At 67.8% G+C, this 22,154-nt stretch carries 18 protein-coding genes; 15 read left to right on the forward strand and 3 right to left on the reverse strand.

Features of this window, described 5'->3' with window-relative positions; all coding sequences use genetic code 11:
- The first annotated feature begins 11 nt into the window (after window positions 1–11).
- Window positions 12–800 carry a helix-turn-helix transcriptional regulator gene (locus tag B5X90_RS11060; RefSeq protein WP_079552918.1) on the forward strand — a complete coding sequence of 263 codons (789 nt, stop codon included), beginning with the start codon at window positions 12–14 and terminating at the stop codon, window positions 798–800.
- On the opposite strand, the gene B5X90_RS11065 is transcribed toward B5X90_RS11060, so the two are convergent.
- Window positions 742–1,743 carry a DMT family transporter gene (locus B5X90_RS11065; RefSeq protein ID WP_079553072.1) on the reverse strand — a complete coding sequence of 334 codons (1,002 nt, stop codon included), beginning with the start codon at window positions 1,741–1,743 and terminating at the stop codon, window positions 742–744. The genes B5X90_RS11060 and B5X90_RS11065 overlap by 59 nt on opposite strands.
- A gap of 172 nt (window positions 1,744–1,915) precedes the next feature.
- Here B5X90_RS11065 and B5X90_RS11070 point away from each other — a divergent pair, with 172 nt between their 5' ends.
- The gene (locus tag B5X90_RS11070) at window positions 1,916–3,157 is read left to right on the forward strand and encodes a cysteine desulfurase family protein (protein ID WP_079552920.1); all 1,242 of its coding nucleotides are present in this window, start codon (window positions 1,916–1,918) and stop codon (window positions 3,155–3,157) included.
- A gap of 20 nt (window positions 3,158–3,177) precedes the next feature.
- Here B5X90_RS11070 and B5X90_RS11075 read toward each other — a convergent pair whose 3' ends face one another.
- Window positions 3,178–4,416 carry an NAD(P)/FAD-dependent oxidoreductase gene (locus tag B5X90_RS11075; protein ID WP_079552922.1) on the reverse strand — a complete coding sequence of 413 codons (1,239 nt, stop codon included), beginning with the start codon at window positions 4,414–4,416 and terminating at the stop codon, window positions 3,178–3,180.
- 270 nt (window positions 4,417–4,686) lie between these two features.
- Between B5X90_RS11075 and mnmA the strand changes: the two genes are divergently transcribed.
- From mnmA to B5X90_RS11110, 7 genes are all read left to right on the forward strand, one after another.
- The gene (gene mnmA / locus B5X90_RS11080; RefSeq protein ID WP_079552924.1) at window positions 4,687–5,799 is read left to right on the forward strand and encodes a tRNA 2-thiouridine(34) synthase MnmA; all 1,113 of its coding nucleotides are present in this window, start codon (window positions 4,687–4,689) and stop codon (window positions 5,797–5,799) included.
- 286 nt (window positions 5,800–6,085) lie between these two features.
- The gene (locus B5X90_RS11085) at window positions 6,086–7,714 is read left to right on the forward strand and encodes an ABC transporter substrate-binding protein (RefSeq protein ID WP_079552926.1); all 1,629 of its coding nucleotides are present in this window, start codon (window positions 6,086–6,088) and stop codon (window positions 7,712–7,714) included.
- A 134-nt stretch (window positions 7,715–7,848) separates the two neighbouring features.
- Window positions 7,849–8,940 (forward strand): ABC transporter permease, encoded by a 1,092-nt coding sequence (locus B5X90_RS11090; RefSeq protein ID WP_079552928.1) that lies wholly within the window; start codon window positions 7,849–7,851, stop codon window positions 8,938–8,940.
- Between the two features lie 2 nt (window positions 8,941–8,942).
- Window positions 8,943–9,956, forward strand: a complete 1,014-nt coding sequence (locus B5X90_RS11095) for an ABC transporter permease (protein WP_079552930.1) — start codon at window positions 8,943–8,945, stop codon at window positions 9,954–9,956.
- The gene (locus B5X90_RS11100) at window positions 9,953–11,656 is read left to right on the forward strand and encodes an ABC transporter ATP-binding protein (RefSeq protein ID WP_079552932.1); all 1,704 of its coding nucleotides are present in this window, start codon (window positions 9,953–9,955) and stop codon (window positions 11,654–11,656) included. Before B5X90_RS11095 ends, B5X90_RS11100 begins: the two co-directional genes overlap by 4 nt.
- Before the next feature lie 194 nt (window positions 11,657–11,850).
- On the forward strand, window positions 11,851–12,267 hold the full coding sequence (locus tag B5X90_RS11105; RefSeq protein ID WP_079552934.1) for a chorismate mutase: 417 nt from the start codon (window positions 11,851–11,853) through the stop codon (window positions 12,265–12,267).
- Window positions 12,268–12,269: 2 nt separating this feature from the next.
- Window positions 12,270–13,313 (forward strand): hypothetical protein, encoded by a 1,044-nt coding sequence (locus B5X90_RS11110; protein ID WP_079552937.1) that lies wholly within the window; start codon window positions 12,270–12,272, stop codon window positions 13,311–13,313.
- A 66-nt stretch (window positions 13,314–13,379) separates the two neighbouring features.
- Here the strand turns inward: B5X90_RS11110 and B5X90_RS11115 are convergent, their stop codons facing one another.
- Window positions 13,380–14,093, reverse strand: a complete 714-nt coding sequence (locus B5X90_RS11115; RefSeq protein WP_079553074.1) for a DUF4166 domain-containing protein — start codon at window positions 14,091–14,093, stop codon at window positions 13,380–13,382.
- 213 nt (window positions 14,094–14,306) lie between these two features.
- Here B5X90_RS11115 and mtrA point away from each other — a divergent pair, with 213 nt between their 5' ends.
- The 6 genes from mtrA (at window position 14,307) to B5X90_RS11145 (ending at window position 22,094) form a co-directional block, all read left to right on the forward strand.
- Complete coding sequence (gene mtrA, locus B5X90_RS11120; protein ID WP_026538469.1) at window positions 14,307–14,981, forward strand: MtrAB system response regulator MtrA; 675 nt, start codon at window positions 14,307–14,309, stop codon at window positions 14,979–14,981.
- A 208-nt stretch (window positions 14,982–15,189) separates the two neighbouring features.
- Window positions 15,190–17,061 carry an MtrAB system histidine kinase MtrB gene (mtrB, locus tag B5X90_RS11125; protein WP_256860186.1) on the forward strand — a complete coding sequence of 624 codons (1,872 nt, stop codon included), beginning with the start codon at window positions 15,190–15,192 and terminating at the stop codon, window positions 17,059–17,061.
- On the forward strand, window positions 17,058–18,776 hold the full coding sequence (locus B5X90_RS11130) for an LpqB family beta-propeller domain-containing protein (RefSeq protein WP_079552939.1): 1,719 nt from the start codon (window positions 17,058–17,060) through the stop codon (window positions 18,774–18,776). Before mtrB ends, B5X90_RS11130 begins: the two co-directional genes overlap by 4 nt.
- A gap of 201 nt (window positions 18,777–18,977) precedes the next feature.
- Entirely contained in the window at window positions 18,978–19,961 is a 984-nt protein-coding gene (locus tag B5X90_RS11135; RefSeq protein WP_079552941.1) for a ComF family protein, read from the forward strand.
- A gap of 156 nt (window positions 19,962–20,117) precedes the next feature.
- Window positions 20,118–20,843, forward strand: coding sequence for a ribosome hibernation-promoting factor, HPF/YfiA family (gene hpf / locus B5X90_RS11140; RefSeq protein WP_079552943.1), 726 nt, complete (start codon window positions 20,118–20,120; stop codon window positions 20,841–20,843).
- 33 nt (window positions 20,844–20,876) lie between these two features.
- Entirely contained in the window at window positions 20,877–22,094 is a 1,218-nt protein-coding gene (locus B5X90_RS11145; protein ID WP_079552945.1) for a winged helix-turn-helix domain-containing protein, read from the forward strand.
- Window positions 22,095–22,154 lie beyond the last annotated feature (60 nt).

The following is a 22,154-nucleotide window of genomic DNA, read 5'->3' on the forward strand; positions in this document are numbered from 1 at the left end:
ATTCTTGTGTCATGACCAAGCTTCCGTGGAACCACAGACTGGCGGCGGTCGCGTCGTTGGGAGACGAGAGCCGCAGGAGGCTGTTTGACTTCGTCGCCTCAGCGGCAGATGCCGTTGGCCGGGACGATGCCGCCCAGGCCGTGGGCCTGGCGCGGAGCACTGCCTCGTTCCATCTGGACCGGCTCGTGAAAGACGGTCTGCTGGCCGTGGAGTTCCGCAAGCTCGGAGGGCGGGAGGGGCCGGGTTCCGGCCGGCCCGCCAAGCTGTACCGGGCCGCTGTGGACGAGGTCGCGGCCTCGGTGCCCGACCGCCACTATGATCTCGCCGCCGAGCTGCTGGTGTCCGCGATCGAGGACGCAACAAGCGGCGGCGGTTCGCCGCGGGAGGCCCTGCTTCGGGCTGCCCGCGCCAGGGGGCAGTCAGCGGGTGAGTCGGCAGCCCGCGCAGCCGGCCGGGAGCCGGCGGGGGCCACCGGGGCGCGGCATGCGGACTTCGCCGGCAGTCCCGACGGCGCCGGCGGTCCCGATGGCCCGGGCCCCTTCGCGAACTTCCTGGCGGGGCAGGGCTACTGCCCGGCGGACGACGGCGGCGGGGGACTGGTGCTGCTGAACTGCCCGTTCCATCGACTCGCCGCCGGGCACGCAGACGTGGTGTGTGCCATGAACGGAGCCTTTCTCGGCGGGGCCTCCATGGCCCTGGGGATCGACCCGACCCGGATCGAAGCGCTCGCCATCGAAGATCTCAGGGAGCAGGGCGCCGCGCGGCCCGGGCAGTGCTGCGCCCGTATTCTTCCGTCGTGACCGGGTTGCCACCCTGACCCTCCCGGCCTGACGCGGCGTCGTTCGCCCCGGCCTGGGCCCTGCCGCTGGGGTGGCCGGCGTTGCGGGCCTGGCCCTTGATTCCGGTCAACAGCACGCCGGCGATCACCAGGAGGCCGCCTACGACCTGCACGAGGGTGAGCGGCGTCCCGAACAGCACGGTGATGATCGCGGTGAAGACCACCATCAGGTTGAGGTAGTTTCCCGCGGTCCCGGACGGGGTGGTTTTCAGCGCCAGGTTCCAGAGGAGATAGGAACCAAGCGACGGGAACAGGGCGATATACGCCATCGACCAGCCTTCGGCCGCGGTGTCGGGAAACCGCACGTTCATGGCGAGCGCGAACGGCGCCAGCGTCACGGTTGCGATCACCACCTGCACCGCTGTGGCCGCGATGGGCGGCACAGCCAGCCGGCGGGCAATAATCGTGTAGAAGCCCCAGACGATGATCGCGCCGATCATCATGAGCTCACCGGTGTTGAAGGCGAGGCTGACCACGCGGGCCAGCTCGCCCTGGGTCAGGACCAGCAGCACACCCAGCAGGCCAAGGCAGATGCCGAGCCAGCCCAGCCGTGTGGTCTTCTCGCCGAGCAGGACAATCGCCATGACCACGATGAGGGCCGGGTTTGCGGCCGTCACCAGGGAGGCGTTCATCGCGGACGTGAATCCGAGCGCGGCGTAGAGCAGCAGCGTGTAGCCGCTCATGCCCAGGACACTGAGCAGCAGAAGCACGGGCCAGCGGCGCAGCACCGCGCCCCAGTCTGGCCGTTCGATGAAATGGGCCAGAATGAGCAGCGGCACGGCGGCCAGGGCCCAGCGCCAGAAGGTCAGGTCCAGCGGGGTCATGGAGGCTCTGGCGGCCTGTCCGACGACGAAATTGCCGGACCAGAACAAGGTGGCCAGCACAAGGCAGAGTGGCGCTTTCACCGCTTGAATGTACACCAATGCCGTGCTCTTCCCCGTCCCTTCTCCGTGCCCTGCACCGTCCCTTCACCGTGCCTCCGGGCGGTGCCTTTGCCCTGGCACCGTGCCTTCGTCCGGCCGCCGTGCCTTCGCCTGGCACCGCGGCGGCCCGGGCGCGCGCAGGTAGAATTGGGCTGTGCCTGTCTACCTCGATCACGCCGCCACCACCACCCTCGCCCCGGAAGCGCTGGCCGCACTGACGCGCGAACTGGCCCGGACCGGCAATCCCTCCTCGCTGCATGGGTCGGGCCGCCGTGCCCGGCGCTCGGTGGAGGACGCGCGGGAAGTACTCGCCGCGGCCGCCGGCGCCCATCCCTCGGAGGTCATCTTCACCTCGGGCGGGACCGAGGCGGACAACCTGGCGGTCAAGGGCCTGTACTGGGCCCGCCGTGCCGAGGACCCGGCGCGGACCCGCATCCTCTGTTCCGCCGTCGAACATCACGCGGTGCTGGACACCGTCGAATGGCTCGAACGGCATGAAGGCGCCGACGTGTGCTGGCTCCCCGTGGACGCCGCGGGCGTCGTGGACCTGGCCGTGCTCGAAGCCGAACTGTCCCGGGATCCGGGCTCGATCGCACTGGTGAGCGTCATGTGGGCCAACAACGAGGTCGGCACCATCCAGCCCGTCGCCCGGGTTGTGGAACTCGCGCACGCCGCCGGCGTACCCGTCCACTCCGACGCCGTCCAGGCCTTCGGCTCCGTGCCCGTTGACTTCCGCGGAACGGGCCTGGACGCCATGTCCGTCTCCGGGCACAAAATCGGCGGACCGGTCGGCGTGGGCGCGCTGATCCTGGGCCGGGCGGTGAAGCTGACGCCGGTCCAGCATGGCGGCGGGCAGGAACGCGACGTCCGGTCCGGGACGCTGGACACCGCCTCGATTGCCGCTTTTGCCGCGGCCGCCGAGGCCGTTGCCGCGAAACTCCCCGAGGAAGCCGCCAGGATCGCGGCCCTTCGGGACCGGCTGATCGAGGGGGTCCGTGCGGCCGTCCCCGAGGCCGTCCTGCGGGGCGCCCCGGGCCCCGGGCGGTTGCCCGGCAATGCACACTTCACGTTCCCCGGCTGCGAAGGAGACTCGCTGCTGTTCCTGCTGGACCTCGCCGGTGTCGAATCCTCCACGGGCTCCGCCTGCACCGCGGGTGTTCCGCGGCCCTCCCATGTGCTGCTGGCGATGGGCCTGGACGAGGACACGGCGAGGGGGGCCCAGCGCTTTACGCTCGGGCATTCCTCGGCCGACGCCGACGTCGATGCCTTGCTCGCCGCGTTGCCGGGCGCCTACGCGCGGGCCCGCCAGGCCGGCATGGCCGGGCACGAGTCCAGCATTCAGACCGCCGGAACGGTGGCGCGCGAGGCTGCCCGTCAGGCTTCCGCAGGGAGCTAATCCAGGAGTTAGTCCAGGGGCTAATCCAGGAGCTGATCCAGGGGTAGCGAAGAGTCGGCAAGCAGGTCCGGGCTCACGGCGGTGCGGGCGTTGATGAGCGCCTTGATCGCCTTCTGCGGCTTGGCAGCGCGGGGCCAGTTGACATTCATTCCGGCGATCACGTGGCCTTCGCGCTGCCAGAACGCAATGAACTCCTTGTCCGCGAGCGAGCCGCGGATGACCGGCGGGCCGGCAACGAGCGTCGGGAAGCCCGAGTACTCCATGCTGACGTCGTATTGGTCCGTGTAGAAGTACGGGATGGTGTCCAGTGCGGCGTCGAGGCCGAGCATCGCCTTCGCTGCCACCTTGCCGCCATTGAGGGCATTGGACCAGTGCTCGCTGCGGTGGTGTTCCCCGGTGAACGGGTGCAGGGCGTTGGCGACGTCGCCGGCGGCGAAGATCCCGGGCGCCGAGGTCCGCAGCGACGCGTCGGTGAGGATGCCGTTGCGGATCCCGAGGCCGGCAGCCTCGGCCAACCCGACCTCCGGCGCAACGCCGACGGCGATGACCACGAGGTCGGCGGGCAGGACTTCGCCCGAATCGGTGACCACTGACGTCGCCCGTCCAAACCACCCCTGAATCTCGGCAGCGGACGCCGGAAGCCTGAACCGAACCCCGTGGGCCTCGTGCAGATCGCGGAAGAAGGCGCCCAGGTCCGGGCCTATCGCCGCGCCCAGCGGTACGTCCTCCAGTCCCATCAGGGTGACGGTGTTTCCAAAGGTGCTGGCGGCAGCGGCCAGTTCCATCCCGATCCACCCGGACCCGACCATGACCACGTGCAGACCACCGCCGGCAAGGCGGGCGTGCAGGCGCCGGCTGTCCTCGACCGTCCGGAACGTGCTGACGCCCTCGAGCCCGCTGCCGGGCAGCGGGATGGTCCTGGGCCGCGCTCCCGTGGCAAGCAGGAGCGAGCCGTACTCCAGCCGCCGCCCGTCATCCAGAACCACAGCCCGGGCGGCCGGGTCCAGCGCCGTGACCTGGACGCCGAGCCGGAGGTCGACGTCGTTCGCGTCGTACCAGTCCTCGGGTACCACCGGCAGGGCGTCCTCGCCTGCCTTGCCCAGCAGGTATTCCTTGGACAGCGGCGGGCGCAGGTACGGCTGGTGGGACTCGGCGGCCACCAGCACCACCGGACCGCTGAAACCCTCCGCCCGCACTGTTTTGGCGGCGGTGGCGCCGGCCAGTCCGCCGCCCACGATCACGATGTTCCCGACAGCCATGTCCGCTCGTTTCCCGCGTCGGCGCGCTTCCGTTTTCTAAAACCGCTTGTCCTGACGCTAGAAGGGGGAGACGGTCCCGTCAAGGCCTTTTGGGGAGGATTCGGCGTGGCGATAGAATGGCGGGGCAGGCATTGTGCTATTTCCGGAGGCCAGCAGCAGCACTGCGGTCAAACCCAGTAGTGAAAGCCCGGCAGTAAAATCCCGGCAGCACCGCAGCTGCGAACAGCAACCCCGGAGCCTGTGCCACCCCGAACCCTAGAGAAAGCCAGTATGCGAGTTCTTGCAGCCATGAGTGGCGGCGTCGATTCCGCCGTTGCCGCCGCCCGCGCCGTCGAGGCGGGGCACGACGTCGTCGGCGTCCACCTCGCGCTGTCCCGGATGCCGGGCACCCTGCGAACCGGCAGCCGCGGCTGCTGCACGATCGAGGACTCCCGCGACGCCTGGCGTGCGTGCGACATCCTCGGGATCCCGTACTACGTCTGGGACTTTTCCGAGCGGTTCAAGGAAGATGTCGTCCAGGACTTCATCGATGAGTACGCCGCGGGCCGCACCCCCAATCCCTGCATGCGCTGCAACGAGCGGATCAAGTTCGCGGCCCTGCTGGAGAAGGCCATCGCCCTGGGCTTCGATGCCGTGTGCACCGGCCACTATGCGAAGGTCATCACGGATGCCGACGGCAACCCCGAACTGCACCGCGCTGCGGACTGGGCCAAGGACCAGAGCTATGTGCTGGGCGTGCTGACCCACGAGCAGCTCAAGCACTCGATGTTCCCGCTGGCCGAGACGCCGTCCAAGGCCGAGGTCCGCGCGGAGGCGGAGCGCCGCGGCCTCTCCGTGGCGAACAAGCCGGACAGCCACGACATCTGTTTCATTCCCGACGGCGACACCGCCGGCTGGCTCGCCGAGAAGATTGACATGACCACGGGGGACATCGTGGACGAATCCGGCGCGAAGGTCGGCGAGCACCCGGGCGCCAACGCGTTCACCGTGGGCCAGCGCCGCGGGCTGAAGCTCGGCACCCCGGCCGCGGACGGCAAGCCGCGGTTCGTGCTGGAGATCCGGCCCAAGGAGAACAAGGTGGTGGTGGGCCCGGAGGCCCTGCTCGCCATCGACGAAATCCGGGGCATCAAGGTCTCCTGGGCGGGGCTGCCCATCGCCGAGGTGGCGACCGGCGAGGAGTTTGACTGCTACGCCCAGGTCCGCGCCCACGGCGACCCCGTCCCTGCCCGCGCGCACATGGCGGACGAAGAGCTTGTGGTCACCCTCACCGAGCCGCTGCGCGGCGTGGCCCCCGGCCAGACGGTGGTGCTCTACCAGGGCAGCCGCGTGCTCGGCCAGGCCACGATCGATGCCGCGCGCTCACTGCAGCGGGCCGCGCTCTAGCCGCCCGCCCCACCGAATTCAGCGAAGGGTCCCGCCAGATGGCGGGACCCTTCGTCGTTGTGCCCACGGCCGACAGGCCAGCGACCCTGCCGAAGATCCGGGCGGAATCCTGAAGAAAATGAGAGAAACCTTCGAATCGTGTAAATTTTGTGTCTCAACTCACAAAATGCAACGTTTTACCGAATGATTGTCTGGTTGAATCTAGGGATCAGCAAAGCGTGCCGCCCGACGAGTCCTTCGTTTCACTTTGGGCTGCGCTAGAACGCATCGAACAGAAAGTTCACAGATGGCAATGAACAAAAAGGCCTGGCAGAGCGTCATCGCGCTGGCCGGGGTTTCCGCCTTTGCACTGACGGCCTGCACCGGGCCGACCGGCGGCTCTGGCGGGTCATCAGCCGCGGCAAGCGGTCCGATCGCCTACGGCACCACGGACAAGGTCACAGCCTTGGATCCGGCTGGCGCGTACGACAACGGTTCGTTCATGGTGATGAACCAGATCTACTCCTTCCTCCTCAACTCGAAGCCCGGCGGCGCAGATCCCGTGCCCGACCTGGCCGAGTCCGCGTCCTTCACCTCTCCGAACGAGTACACGGTCAAGCTGAAGCCGGGCCTCAAGTGGGCCAACGGTCACACGCTCGACTCCAAGGACGTCAAGTTCTCCTTCGACCGGCAGACCAAGATCAACGATCCCGCCGGTCCCGCCAGCCTGTTGACCAACATCGAAAGCATCACCGCCCCCGATGCCAACACCGTGGTCTTCAAGCTGAAGCAGGCGAACGACCAGACTTTCGCGCAGATCCTCAGCAGCCCCGCCGCGCCGATCGTCGACGATGAAGTCTTCCCGGCCGACAAACTGCTCGATGACGACTCGATCGTCAAGGCCAAGGCCTTCTACGGCCAGTACACGATCGACACGTACAAGAAGAACGAGCTGATCAGCTTCAAGGCCTTCCCTGACTACCAGGGAGTCCTCGGCAAGCCGGCCAACGACGCCGCCACGATCAAGTACTACGCCGATCCCACCAACATGAAGCTGGACATCCAGCAGGGCAACATCGACGTCGCGAACCGCAGCCTGAGCGCCACCGACGTCGATGACCTCAAGAAGGACTCCAAGGTCAAGGTCAACGTTGGCCCCGGCGGCGAAATCCGCTACATCACGTTCAACTTCGACACGATGCCGTTCGGTGCCAAGGCTGCCGACGCCGATCCGGCCAAGGCGCTCGCCGTCCGCCAGGCCATCGCGAACCTCGTTGACCGCCAGTCCATCGCGGACCAGGTCTACAAGGGCACCTACCTGCCGCTGTACTCCAACGTTCCCAGCGGCTTCCTCGGTGCCAACGAATCGTTCAAGGACGCTTACGGCGACGCCGGCAAGCCGAGCCTGGACAAGGCCAAGAAGGTCCTGGCCGACGCCGGTGTGACGACCCCCGTTTCGATGAACCTGCAGTACAACCCGGACCACTACGGCAAGTCCTCCGGCGACGAGTACGCCATGATCAAGGACCAGCTGGAGAAGTCCGGTTTGTTCAAGGTCAACCTGCAGTCCACCGAATGGGTCACCTACAGCAAGGCCAGCCGCGCCGACGAATACCCGCTGTTCCAGTTTGGCTGGTTCCCGGACTTCAGCGACGCCGACAACTACCTGACCCCGTTCTTCCCGGAGGGCGGCTTCCTGAAGAACCACTACAACAACCCGACCGTCAACGACCTGATCAGCAAGCAGCTCACCACCGTCGATAAGACTGAACGCGAGTCCACGATCAAGGATGCGCAGAATGCCCTCGCCAAGGACATCTCCACGCTTCCGTTGCTCCAGGGCGCGCAGGTTGCCATTTCCGGCAGCGGTGTCAAGGGTGTCGATTCCACCCTCGATGCCTCCTTCAAGTTCCGTTTGGGAACTATTTCCAAGTAAGGCTGCACCTGTGCTGTCCTGACCAGCCTGCCAGGCGGGGCGCCCTCGAGGCGCCCCGCCTTTGCTGGTCATTGCCGCACCCTGCAGTTCACGCCGGCCCGCCCAAGGCCGCGACAGCACAATCTTAGGTACCAATGACAACATTGACTGAGGCGCCGCTCAACGACGCCGACGGACTTCTTCCGTCCAAGAAAAAATCCTCGGGTGGGGGCTTGGGGACCTACATCCTGATCCGGTTCTTCCTGATCATTCCGACCATATTCATTCTGGTGACGTTGGTCTTCTTCCTGATGCGGGTCATCGGCGACCCCATCACCGCCGCCCAGGGCGGCAGGCTTCCCCCGGAGGCGCTCGCCCAGCGCATCCACGACGCCGGCTACGACCGCCCGATCCTCGTGCAGTACCTCGAATACGTGGGCCAGGTGGCGACCGGCAACTTCGGCACCACCATCACCGACCGCCGGCCCGTGGTCGAAATGATCATCACGTTCGGCACGGCAACCCTGGAACTGGCCATCAATGCCCTCATCGTGGCGCTCCTGGTCGGCATCCCGCTTGGGCTTATCTCCGCCTACAAGCGGGATAAGGCACCCGACGCCGTCCTGCGGTTCTTCGCCATCCTCTGCTACGCCACCCCGGTGTTTTTCGCCGGCCTGCTCATGAAGCTGGCCTTCTCCGTCTGGCTCGGCTGGCTGCCCGTCGCGGGACGTGCCTCCACCAGGACCGAACTGGCCATGGGAAGCCTGGCCGCACCGACCGGGATCTACTGGCTGGATGCCTTGCGCAGCGGCAACATGACCGCGTTCGGCGACGTCGCGGCCCATTCAGTCCTCCCCGCACTCACCCTCGGGCTTCTGACGGCAGGCGTCTTCCTGCGGCTGGTCCGCACCAACGTCATCGGCACGCTCGGCAAGGATTACGTCGAGGCCGGCAGGTCCCGTGGCGTCAGTAATTACCGGCTCGTGACCAAGCATGCCTACAAGCCTGCCCTCATCCCGATCATCACCGTCATGGGGCTCCAGATTGCCCTCCTGCTCGGCGGCGCCGTCCTCACGGAGTCCACCTTCGAGTGGAAGGGCCTTGGGTACCAGCTGGTGCAATACCTGAACGCCCGCGACTTCGTCGCAGTCCAGGGAATCGTCGTAATGCTGGCGGTCATCGTTGCCGTCACGAACTTCATCGTGGACGTCGTCGCAGCCCTGATCGACCCGCGAGTGAGGTACTAGCCATGAATGCAACCAAAGTAAGTGGGCGCAAGCAGCCCCTCATCTACCGGCTGCCGGTGATCTCGCATTTCCGCTCGAGCGTCGGGCTGCAGCGCGGCATGCTCGTCACGGGCATGGTGCTGGCCGCCGTCTTCCTGCTCGTCGCCGTGTTTGCGCCGTGGATCGCGCCCTACGGGTTTGCCCAGCTCAGCGACGCCGCCGGTCCCTTCCCGACGCAGCAGCCCCCCAGCCCGGCCCACATCTGGGGCACCACGGTTGGTGGCTATGACGTCTATTCGCGGGTGCTCTGGGGTGCCCAGACGGCCGCCGTGGTGATCATCGTCGCCGTCGCGATGTCGATCTTCCTCGGCGTAGCCCTCGGACTCGTCAGCGGCTACTTCGGCGGCTGGCTCGACCGGGTGTTCGTGGTGGTCGCCGATGCGATCTACGCTTTCCCGTCCCTGCTGCTGGCCATCGTGATGTCAATCGTCATCAGCCACGGCCAGTCCAGTTTCTGGGGAGGCATTGTTGCCTGCTCCATTTCCATCTCGGTGGTGTTCGTCCCCCAGTACTTCCGCGTCATCCGGGCCGAGACCATCCGGCTGAAGGCGGAGCCGTACGTCGAATCGGCCAAGGTGGTGGGTGCCTCCAGCATCCGCATCATGGGCCGGCACATCTTCAAGAACGCAACCCGCACGCTGCCGCTGATTTTCACGCTGAATGCGTCCGAGGCCATCCTGACCCTGGCGGGCCTTGGCTTCCTGGGGTTCGGCATCGAACCGACCTCCGCCGCCGAGTGGGGCTATGACCTGAACAAGGCCATTGCAGACGCCTCCTCGGGCATCTGGTGGACCGGTGTCTACCCCGGTACGGCGATCGTCCTGACCGTGCTTGGACTGACCCTCGTCGGTGAGAGCATCAACGACCTCAACGACCCCCGCCTGCGGGGCCGCAAGAAGGCTGTCGCTGGCAAGGGCGGACCCGACTCCACCGCCGGCGCGCAGGCCGCACCCGAAGCAGAAGTGAGACTTCCATGACCACCAACATCGACAAGCCCGGAACGGGCGCAGGTCCGGTCCTGGACATCGACCATCTCAGGGTCACGTTCGCAACCGACGCAGGGGATGTGTACGCCGTCAAGGACGTCAGCCTCGAGGTCAACCCCGGCGAAGTCGTCGCCATTGTTGGTGAGTCGGGATCCGGCAAGACCGTGACGGCCAAGACCATCCTGGGACTTCTACCGGAGACGGCCATCAGCCAGGGCGCTGTCCTGATCAACGGCAACAACGTCATCAGCGTCAGCGAAGCCAAGCTGCGGGAGATCCGGGGCCGGGACGTGGCCATGGTGTTCCAGGAGCCATCCACCGCCCTCAACCCGGTCTTCACCGTGGGGTGGCAGATCGCCGAAGGCATCCGTGCACACGCCGGCAGCGGCGGCCGCAGCAAGGTCTCGGCCAAGGAAGCCAAGGCGCGGGCCATTGACGCCCTCCGCAAAGTTGGCATCCCGGACCCGGAAACCCGGGTCAACTACTACCCGCACCAGTTCTCGGGCGGCCAGAAACAGCGCGTCGTGATTGCCGCCGCGCTGGCCCTGAACCCTGGCCTCATCGTGGCCGACGAGCCCACGACCGCCCTGGATGTCACCGTGCAGGCCGAGATCCTTGAACTGCTGCGGGACCTGCGCGACAACTACGGGACCTCCATCGTGCTGATTACGCACAACATGGGCGTCGTCGCCGACCTCGCCGACCGCGTCGTGGTCATGTACCAGGGCGACGTCGTGGAGGAGGCATCCTCACGGGTGCTGTTCGCCGAGCCCAGGGAGGACTACACCAAGAAGCTCCTCGCCGCCGTCCCGCACCTGGGCCGCAACTCCGCCTCGGAGGGCATGGTCGAACGCGCCCACCAGGGCGGCAAGGTGCTGGTCGAGGCAAAGAACCTGACCATCGAGTATCCGGGGCGGCTCGGCAGCCCGGCGTTCAAGGCCGTCGACGGCGTCAGCTTCACCGTCTCCGAAGGCGAAGTCTTCGGCCTGGTGGGGGAGTCCGGCTCCGGCAAAACCACCATCGGCCGGGCAATCGCCGGCCTGAACCGCACCACGGGCGGCAGCCTGAATGTGCTGGGCTACGAGATGCTGAACTTTAAGGAGCGCACCTTCAAGCCGCTCCGCAAGGAGATCGGCTTCGTGTTCCAGGACCCGGCGGCCTCGTTCAACCCGCAGCTGACCATCGGCGATTGCGTGGCGGAACCGCTCATCATCCACTCCAACCCGACCGCGGCCGAGGCACGCAAGAGGGTCGGCGAGCTGCTCGAGTCCGTGCAGCTGCCGGCGTCGTACGCTGACCGGTTCCCGCACGAACTCTCCGGCGGCCAGCGCCAGCGCGCCTCCTTGGCGCGGGCGCTCATCCTGAACCCGAAGCTGCTCATCGCCGACGAGCCGACGTCGGCCCTGGACGTGTCCGTGCAGGCCGTGGTGCTGGAGCTGTTCAAGGAGATCCAGCAGGAGTTCGGCTTCGCGGCGCTGTTCATCAGCCACGACCTCGCCGTGGTGGACATGCTCTCCCACTGGGTCGGCGTGCTCTACAAGGGCAAGATGGTGGAGCAGGGCCTCGGCAACCAGGTAATGGGGAACCCGCAGCACGACTACACGAAGAAACTCATCGCGTCGCTGCCCGTTCCGGACCCCGACGAACAGGCCAGGCGCCGCGAGGCATTCAAGGCCGTGCTCCACAGCTAACTGCCAGAAGCGGGCACCGGCCCGATTGAGCGCGGCCCGATCCTGCGCCGGCCCGGACTCCGGCAGGGCCACAACCACTGGGCATGCCCACCGTTCGCTACGAACGGTGGGCATGCCCAGTTGTGTCTCCGCGGGCACCTGCAACGGTGCTTAACAGCGGGAGGCATTGGCCGCCGAACCCCTAGACTGGGTCAATGACCGAGCAGAACCCCACTCTTCCCGAAACCGATACCTACGACCCGGCGGCAAGCTCGCTGGCCGGTTCCGTGGATCCCGCGGTCATGGCGGAGCTGTTGTCGATCCGCTCCAGCATCGACAACATCGATGCCACCCTGGTCTTCCTCCTCGCCGAACGCTTCAAAGCCACCCAGAAGGTCGGCTTCCTCAAGGCCGCGCATCAACTTCCGGCCGGTGACCCGGGCCGTGAAACGGCGCAGATCGCCCGGCTGCGGCACCTCGCCGCCGAGGCCCACCTGGACCCGGCCTTCGCGGAGAAATTCCTGAACTTCATCATCGGCGAGGTCATCCGCCACCACGAGGCCATCGCCGAGGACCACCAGGCCGCGCAGGCCTCCGGCTCCGCGGACGCCGCCCGCGGCGCAGACGCCTAGCCATGGCAGCACCAGACGAGCCCGCACCGGGCCAGGTAACCGCGACCGCCCTTGGCCCCTGGCCGGGCGAGGACCCGGCCGAGGCCGCCCGCATCATCCGCGGTGAGCTTGGCAGCCCGCACCTGCCGTTCCTCGCCGAACTCCCGGATCGCGGCGTCGGCTCCGATGCCCTGGGCCGGACCGCCTCTTTGCTCGTGGAACTTTCCGTCGACGTCCAGCCGCATGGATGGCGGTTCGTGGACCGGCCCGGCAAGGACCTGCAGCGGGCCAAGTCGGCCCTGTCCACCGACATCAACATCCTCGCGGACGTGATCGGCGTCGAGGAAGTGCCGTCGGACGATATCAAGATCCAGCTGCGCGGGCCGCTCAGCCTTGCCGCCGGGCTGCACCTGCACAACGGAGAGCGGGCCCTGATCGACTACGGTGCCCGCCGGGACATCGCGGACTCGCTCGCAGCCGGCGTGGAAGGCTACCTCAAGCGGGTGGCCGCGGCTGCCCCCGGTGCCCGGATCGTCGTCCAGATCGACGAACCTGAAATTGCGTCGGTGCTGGCCGGCACCATTCCCACCGCCAGCGGTTACCGGACCCTGCGGTCGGTGCCGGGCCGGGAAGTCACCGAGTCCTGGCAATTGGTGATCGACGCGCTCCGGGCCGCCGGCGCCGTCGAGACCGTTGTGGCCGTCTCCGAGGTCGAGGCGCCGTTCGAACGGATCCTGGCGGCAGGCGCGGATGGAATCGCCGTGCCGCTTCGGGCCCTGACCTCGCGCCAGTGGGAACAACTCGCGGGCGCGGTGGAGGCCGGCAAGCGGCTCTGGGCCGGCGCGCTGGACGTGGCCGATCCTGCCGCGTCGCTGCCAAAGGTCCGCGATGTCGTCGAAAACGTATGGCGCCCATGGCGGCAGCTCGGACTGCCCGCGTCCACGCTGGGGGCGCTCCGGGTCACGCCCTCGGAGGGCCTGGCGCGGCACTCACCCGCCACCGCGGCGGCGGTCCTGACCCGGCTGACCCAGGTGGCGGACGGGCTCAACCAGCTCGCCCTCGGCTAGCCCGGCACCGTCGGCCGCCGGCGGCCCGTTCCGCGACCGGGCCCGCGGTGCCCACGCTGGCCCCGGTCAGACCCTGCTTTCCCAGCCGTCCGGTCGGGCGTGCCCTGGCAGGTAGCCCGGCGCCGCAATACCGGAGGGGTAGGGCTCGAGCCGGTAGTCGAAATGGCCGGCATAGACCAGCACCAGACCGAGCTGGGGCTGGATCACCTTGACCTGGATCCGGTGCCGGCCGCCGTCCTGCGGCTCCCACCACTGCTCGGCGTAGGCCTTGGCGTCGAGGGCCGCCGGCAGCGGAATCCGGAGCGGTCCCAGGAACAGCCGCGAGGCCTCGGACACGCCGCGGAGCCGGCCCTCCGGCGTGACGCTGAGGTTGAGGTCGGTGACGAGCCGCCTGTACCGGCCCACGTAGTCCACGAGCCCGGGCCCGCGCCCGCGCCCGCCGTCATCAAAGCTGGTGGTGTCCTGGAACAACCGGGTGGTGTCCGGGAAGAAGATTTCCCGGCGGGCCGTCAGGCTTGACCTGCCGAACGGGTCCAGGTGGGCGTGGTTCTCGATCCGGAAGCGGACGCCCTCGCCGTACTCGGGGAAGAAGGCCTGCTCGCCGGTGGTGAGCCGCAGCAGGGGACGCAGCCAGGCCTGCCGGCAGCCGACGACGTCGAACACCCCCTCGCCGACGCCGTAGTGGCCGGATCCCGGTGCCAAAGCAAAGTATTCTTGAAGCTCCGGCTGAAGCCGGGCAAAGTCGCTGCCCAGGGCACGCTGGTAGATCGGGGTATTCACGGGTTCCTCCTGCGGTCCGGGCCGGTTCACTGGGCCTGTCCACAGCATGCAGGACAACGCGGCAATTGTCACAGCGGCCCGCGCTCCGGCCCAGTTCCGGCGCGGTCCGGGGCCGGTTCCGGCGGGGTTCCGGCAGCGGTGGCAGGCCCGTTTGCACCATGCCGGTGGGCCGCCCGATACGACAAAGCCAATTCAATGGGGGAATATATAACTATGAAGGCACGCATTCTGGTAGTGGATGATGACGAGGCTCTGGCCGAGATGATCGGTATTGTGCTGCGCAATGACGGCTTCGAACCCGTCTTCTGCGCGGACGGCGCACAGGCGCTGGACGTGTTCCGCTCCTCCAAGCCGGACCTCGTCCTACTCGATCTCATGCTTCCGGGGATGGACGGCATTGAAGTCTGCCGCCAGGTCCGTGCCGAGTCCGACGTCCCGATCGTGATGCTCACGGCCAAGGCGGATACCTCGGATGTGGTCCGCGGCCTCGAGTCCGGGGCCGATGACTATGTGCCCAAGCCGTTCAAGCCCGCCGAGCTGGTCGCCCGGGTCCGGGCCAGGCTCCGCCCGGGTGACCAGAAGGCACCGGAAACCCTGCGGATCGCCGATGTCACGATCGACGTGGCCGGCCACCTGGTCAGCCGCGGCAACGACCGGATCTCCTTGACGCCGCTGGAATTCGACCTCCTCGTCGCCCTGGCCCGCAAGCCGTGGCAGGTATTCACGCGCGAACTGCTCCTGGAGCAGGTCTGGGGCTACCGGCACGCCGCAGACACCCGGCTGGTCAATGTCCACGTCCAGCGGTTGAGGTCCAAGATCGAACGCGACCCGGAAGCCCCCGAAGTTGTATTGACGGTCCGTGGTGTCGGCTATAAAGCAGGTTCCTGAGCCTGCGGACCGCAGTGTCCGGCAGTCCATAGCAACGGAGACGGCGCCGCCGGCCGAGTCGTCCGTGGCGGCGCCGGCCGAGTCGTCTGTGGCGTCATCGCCAGAGTCATCCGCGGCGCCGGCTGAATCGTCCGCGGCGTCATCGCCCGGGTCGTCCGCGCCCCGGGCGCCCGAAACGCCCGGCGGCGGACCGGCCCCTTGGCGGCGTCTGGCCTTCCGGACCCGCTTGTGGGCCAAACGCGCGAGGATCGTTGGCGTCCGGGTCGCGCGGCTGGTCCGCACCGGCATGCAGCGCCTGTGGCCCGGCATCCTGTACCTGCTCCGGGCGTTACAGCGGAAGTGGCGGCGTTCGCTGCAGTTCCGGACGGTCCTGACCACGCTGATGCTGGCCATGGGCTCGTTCGCGGTGGTGGGCGCCTACCTGTCCAACCAGATCGCCAACAACCTGTTCCAGGAACGGCTCGCCCAGGCCGAATCGGAGACGCGCTACAACGTCAAGCAGGTCCAGGACACGTTCGACGGCGCCCAGGTCACCGACCAGTCCAGCGTCATCACCCTGGTCTATGACACCCTGAACGCCGTCGAAGGCCGCGGATCCGTGATCCAGCGACGCTACGTCTTCGAGGCGATGCCGGAGCAGACCAAACCGCGCAACCGTTGGGTTGAATCCCGGGCCTCGGACCAGCTCACCATCGGCGTCATCCCCCCGGACCTGCGCAAGGCTGTGCAGGACTCGGGCAAGGACCAGTACTGGGCGTCCACCCAGTTCCCGGTAGGGACCGAAGACCGGCCCGGCATCGCCGTCGGCAACAAGGTGACCTTCAACGGCACCGTCTACGAGCTCTACCTCATCTATGACCTCAACACGGCGCAGAAGACCCTCGACGAGATCCAGAATGTCCTGCTGGCCGGCGGTGCGCTGCTGGTGCTCATGATCGGCGGCGTCGCCTGGTACGTGACCCGCAACGTGGTCAGCCCGGTCAGCCATGCCGCCGTCGTCTCCGAGAAGCTCGCCGCCGGCCAGCTGCAGGAGCGCATGGTGGTCAAGGGCGAGGACGAGGTTGCCCGCCTGGGCGCGTCGTTCAACCACATGGCCGCAAGCCTCCAGGAGCAAATCACCCAGCTGGCCACGCTGTCGCAGATGCAGCAGCGGTTCGTCTCCGATGTCTCCCACGAGCTCCGCACCCCGCTCACGACGGTGCGCATGGCCGCCGAAGTCCTTTATGACGCCCGCGAGGACTTCGACCCCATCAACAAGCGCTCCGCTGAGCTGCTCTACAACCAGGTGGAACGCTTCCAGTCGCTCCTGGCGGACCTGCTGGAAATCTCCCGCTTTGACGCCGGCGCCGCCACCCTGGACGCCGAGCCCACCGACATCGTGCAGCTTGTCGCGCATGTCATCGAGGGGGTGGCGCCCGTCGCCGCCGAATACGGGTCCGCCGTCACCCTCAACGCCCCGGCCGGCAGCGTCATTGTCGACATGGACGACCGCAGGATCGACCGGATCCTGCGCAACCTGATCCTGAACGCCCTCGAACACGGCGAGGGCCGGCCGGTGAACGTTTCCGTGGCCGCCAGCGGCACCGCCGTGGCCGTGGCCGTACGGGATCACGGAATCGGCATGACACCGGCTGAGGCGGCGCGCGTCTTCGACCGCTTCTGGCGCGCCGATCCGGCCCGGGCCCGCACCACGGGCGGCAGCGGGCTGGGACTGTCCATTGCCGCCGAGGACACCAAGCTCCACGACGGCTGGCTGCAGGCCTGGGGGAGCAAGGGGCAAGGGTCGAACTTCCGCCTGACACTTCCCCTGCGCCGGGACGAGCCGATCACCAGATCTCCGCTCCAGCTCGAACCGGTCAACGTCGGGCTCCCCGAGGCAGGCCGCCAGCGGACCGTGGTGTTGCTGGACCCGCTCCGGACCGCGGGCCGCGGGACCGGTGTTGAGGGGTCCGCGGACGGTTTCGATGACGGTTTCGATGACGACTTTTCTGGCGACGGCGGCAGCGGTGCCGCCGGCGGGGCTATCCCGGACGGCGGCTCGGCCGGCCCCCGGGGGACCGGGACGGAGGGCAGGGCATGAGTGGGGTTTCGGGCAGGTTTACCCGCGTGGGGGCTGCGCTGCTGGCGCTCATCCTGCTTCTGTTGACCTCGTGCGCCCAGATTCCGCGCTCAGGGCCGGTGGGCAAGAGCACGGACGAGAGTGCGGGAAACCCTAACGCCCCGGTCTTCTTTCCGGCCGCGCCGCGTCCCGGCGCCGGACCCGAAGCGGTGATCGAAGACTTCTACCTCGCCGGCAGCGGCTACGAGGACGACTACGCCGTGGCCCGGCAGTACCTTACCCAGGGTTCGTCGGTGACGTGGAAGCCGGACCAGCGGGCGCTCGTGTTCCGCAAGGCCACGGTGGTGGCCACCGGCGTCGAAAATGTCTTCAACTACCAGCTCGACCTCGCCTATTCGGTGGACGCCGACGGCGTGGCCACGCAGCTTCCCGAGGGCACCACCGAAAACATACCCGTCACCGTGACCCAGGTGGACGGCGAGTGGCGAATCTCCGATCTTCCTGACGGCACGGCCATTCCGGAAGAGACCTTCAAGGTCATTTACGGCGCGTACCCGATCTACTTCTATGACCCCACGTTCACCTACGCGGTGCCCGACGTCCGGTGGTTCATCCGCAAGAAGACCGTCAAAGCCATGACGAGCGCGCTCCTGGGCGGACCCGCCCCCTACCTCAAGGGCGCCGTCGTCAGCGCATTCCCTTCGGGCATCAAGCTGGCCCGCGAATCAGTGCCCGTGGTATCCGGGGCCGCGCAGGTGGACCTCACCGCCAAGGACCTGGTCGAGGCCTCCAACGAGGACCGGCTGCGGATGCAGACGCAACTGGCCCTGACGTTCCGCAGCCAGCCGGATGTGATCAACGTTGAGCTCCGGGCCAACCAGGACCTGGTGCGCGTCGAGGACAACGGCACGGTCCTGCCTCCGGTCCAGGACGAAAGCGTCCCGGCTTACCAGATCGCCGTCAGCAACAATGACCTGGTCCGGTACGAAAACAACAGGATTTCACCGCTCCCGGATGTCCGGTCCGTCGCAGCCCTCTCACCCCGGGCGCCTGCGGAGTCCACCGAGTCGCAGGCGGCCGCGTTCCTCAACGCCGCCCGCACCACGCTGTACTCGATCGTTCCGGGCCAGCCCGCCAGGGCGCTGACCACGCGGGCCGCGCTGTCCCGGCCTTCGTTCGGCCGCTATGACTGGGTCTGGACCGCCGGGCCGGGTGCCGGCGGCGCCACCGAGGTGGTGGCCTACCGGCCGGTCGGTGTGGCGGAGAACGCCAGCGTGCCCACGGTGACCCTGTCGCCTGGATGGCTCTCGGGCCGGACGGTCAAGGAGTTCCGGATTTCCCGGGACGGCACGCGTGCCCTCGTCATTTCGCAGCAGAACGGCAAGAGCAAGGTCCAGATCACCGGGATCATCCGGAACGCGGACGGCACCCCGAGGGACCTGACCGTGCCCCTGACCCTCCTGACTCCCCGGGATCCGGACCAAGGCGTCTGGGTGGATGACACCACAGTCGCGGTCATGAAGGCCTCAGCCAGCGATGCCGTCACCCCCGAGCTGTTGTCGCTGACCTCGGCACAGCCGCAGCAGCTGGCGCCGTGGCCGGGCCTGACCGCCCTCAGCGCAGGCAACGGACCGGCCGAGATCTACGGTCAGTCCGCGGAAGGGATCTTCCAGCGGCTGGGCAACGGCTGGTCACCGCAGCTCAAAGGCCCCATCGACCCCTCGTTCCCCGGCTGACCGAGGCCCCCTCGTTCCCCGGTCAGCCGGGGCCCCCTCGGACCACGGCTGACCGGGGCCCCTCGGACGTCGGCGACGACGACGGCGGTGCCGCCGTCACACGGATCCGGTGAAGGTTCCGCGAAGGTTCCGGCCGCGGTGTTGTCCACATAGCGGCCCGCCAGGCTACTGCCGGAGGCGCACCCGGTCCAGGATCGGAGCATGGGCAGCCACACCACCCGCGTCCAGGCAGCGGACCCTGACCTCGCCCCGGCCGCGGCCAGGGCGGCGCGACACCGCGGGAGCTACGCGCGGCCGCTGGCGAGGCTGGGCGACAGGACAGCCGAAGCGGCGGCTGAGGTGCTCGCCCTGGCCATTCCAGTGGACTGCGTCTGCTGCGGGGCGGAGGACTCGGCACTGTGCGGCGCGTGCTCCCGGAAGCTGCGCCTGCTGACGCTCCGGCCGTTCCGGGCAGAGGCCCAGGCGCCGGCCCTGATGGACATGGACGGCTCCGTGCTGCTGCCCGTGGTAGCGGCCGGGGCATACCGGGCCGAGCTCGCGCAGTGCCTGCTGTCCTTCAAAAGCCACGGGCAGGGCAGGCTGGGCGCCGAGCTGGCCCGGAGCCTGGCGCGCGCCCTCCACGCCGCGTCCGGGCCCGGGCAGGGACCCGTCCTCGTCCCCGTGCCCACGAGCGCCGCCGCCTACCGCAGGCGGGGTTTCAGCCCCGTCCATCTCCTGCTCCGTCGGCTCGTCCGCGGCGATGAACTCCCAGAATTTACCGTCGCGGACGCGCTGAGGAAATCCGTGCCGCCCGCGCGGAACACGAAACCCCCGGCTTTGCCCCTGTGGGGCCGGTTGCGGAGCGGCCCCACAGGGGCCGGCACCCTGTCCGGCGGACAGAGCGGACAGGGCGGACAGAAGGGACTGGGCCGGGGTGAGCGCGCCCGGCGCGTGCGCGGATCCATGCGGGCCAGGTCCGGTCCGTGGCCTGCACGGGTCGAAGGACGTGTCTGCATCATCGTCGATGACGTGCTGACCACCGGCGCCACCCTGGCGGAGGCGGCCCGTGCGCTCCGGGCCGCGGGGGCCATTGTCGGCGGCGCTGTTGTGCTGGCCGCGACACGCCCGCCGGCCGCCACCGATGTCGGCGCCGGCAGCCCCGCGGCGGCGCGGATGATCGGCGGGAGCCAAAAAAATAAACCGTAAAAGGATGAATAACAGGTGTCTATGAACTAACGTCGAAGATGGGTACCAAGAACAGATGTACCTGTCGATAGCGGCTCGGAAAGGGGCTCGACTGTCAGTCAGATCGGCCCCCGGGAAGTACCGCCGTCGTGTCACCGAAGTCATTTGGAGGGCACCATGGAGTTCATGATCAGCGGACGCAACTTGACGGTCTCAGACCGGTTCCGCGAATATGCCGACGACAAGATCTCAAAGATCGCGTCGTTGGGAGACAAGGTCCAGAGGGTAGACGCGAAGGTCACCAAAGAGACCAAAGCCCGCCAGACCGCCGAATCGCTCACGGTTGAGTTGACAGTCCTGGGACGCGGCCCAGTAATCCGCGCAGAAGCGAGTGCCGCCGACAAGTTCGCTGCGTTCGATCTCGCTTACAACAAGCTTCTTGAACGCCTGCGCAGGGCCCGCGACCGCAGAAAGGTCCACCACGGCCGGCATACCCCGAAGTCCGTCACCGAGGCGACGGCAGCCCTGGAGCCGGCCAGCCCCAGCGAACCCCTCTATGTGGAGGCGGCGCAGCAGCAGGAGACCCAGGCGACGGCGGCAGAGAGGTCGCCGTATGAGGTCGAGAACGATATTCCGGCTGGCGACTCGCCGGTGCTGATCCGCCGGAAGGTGTTCGCCGCGTCCCAGCTCACCCTCGATGACGCCGTCGACAACATGGAACTTGTGGGTCACGACTTCTATCTTTTCGTGGACAAGGAGACCAAGGCGCCGTCGGTCGTCTACCGCCGTGACGGCTGGACCTACGGGGTCATCTCCCTGGACCAGACGTGCGAGCCCGGACATTCGAGTCTGGAAGACAAAATCCTGGCCTACCGTTCAGAGGATGAGCCCGCCAGCGCATAAGCTGGTGCAGACTTTTCCGACGAAGGGACTAACGTGCAAGCATCGCTGAGCCTGGCACAGGCACGGCGGATCGCGTTGGCAGCCCAGGGACTGGAGAAGGAACGGCCCGCCGGACCCGTGAGTGCACGGGCGGTGGGCCGTACCTTTGCCCGGCTGCACCTGGTTCAGATCGACTCCGTCAATGTCGTCTCCCGCAGCCATTTCCTGCCCTTCTTCTCGCGGCTCGGCAACTACGACCGCACCATCCTGGCGCGCATGGCGGGAACCCACCCGCGCCGGATGATGGAGTACTGGGCCCACGAGGCCTGCTTCATCCGCCCGGACCACTTCCACGACCTCGTGCAGTGGCAGAGCCGCAAATGGGTGGGGGCGCACGCGATGGACCCCGAGCTGCGCAACGGGGTGGCGGCCAAGATCCTCGACACCCTGGCCGGCGGGAAGCCGCTGACCGCCGCCGAACTGACAGCCCGGCTCGGCCACGTGGAAGACCAGCAGCGGGACAACTGGGGCTGGAACTGGAACGCCGTCAAAAGGGTGCTGGAACATCTCTTCGAAGAGGGACTTGTCTCCGCATCCTCGCGGACCGATTCCTTCGAACGGCGCTACACCCTCACCGCCCGGGTGCTCCCCGGACCGGGCCAGGAAGCGGCGGCACCCGAACCGGATGCGGCCGCCGCCATGGACCGGCTGATCGACGCCGCGGCCCAGGCCCACGGTATCGGGACGGTGCGATGCTTCGCCGACTACTTCCGGACACCGCAGAAGGACGCCGCCGTCGCCGTCCGGAACCTCGTGGACAGCGGCCGGCTGCAGCCGGTCACGGTCACCGGCTGGGACCGGCCCGTCTACCGCCACGTGGAGGCGAAAATGCCGCGTTCGGCCACGGGCCGGGCGCTCCTGAGCCCCTTCGACTCCCTCGTGTTCGAACGCCGGCGGCTCGAGGAGCTCTTCGGGTTCCACTACCGGATCGAGATCTACACGCCCGAGCCGAAGCGGAAGTACGGCTACTATGTGCTGCCGTTCCTGCTCCGCGACGCGATCGTCGCACGGGTCGACCTCAAAGCGGACCGGGCCGGCGGACGGCTCCTTGCCAGGGCCGCCCATGCCGAACCCTGCGCGCCGGAGGACACCGCCGTCGAACTCGCCGCGGAACTGCAGCTCATGGCAGAGTGGCTGGGACTGGACGACGTAGTTGTCTCGCCAACGGGGAACCTTGCGCCGGCGCTCGCCGAAGCCGTGGCTGCCCGCTAAACCGCACTATCCGCTGTGAGGGAACAGGCGCCACCGGCCTTGCGTCTCTCCCGTAGACTA

It is taken from the genome of Arthrobacter sp. 49Tsu3.1M3 (genome assembly GCF_900168135.1).
In the GTDB taxonomy this organism is placed as follows: Bacteria; Actinomycetota; Actinomycetes; order Actinomycetales; family Micrococcaceae; genus Arthrobacter.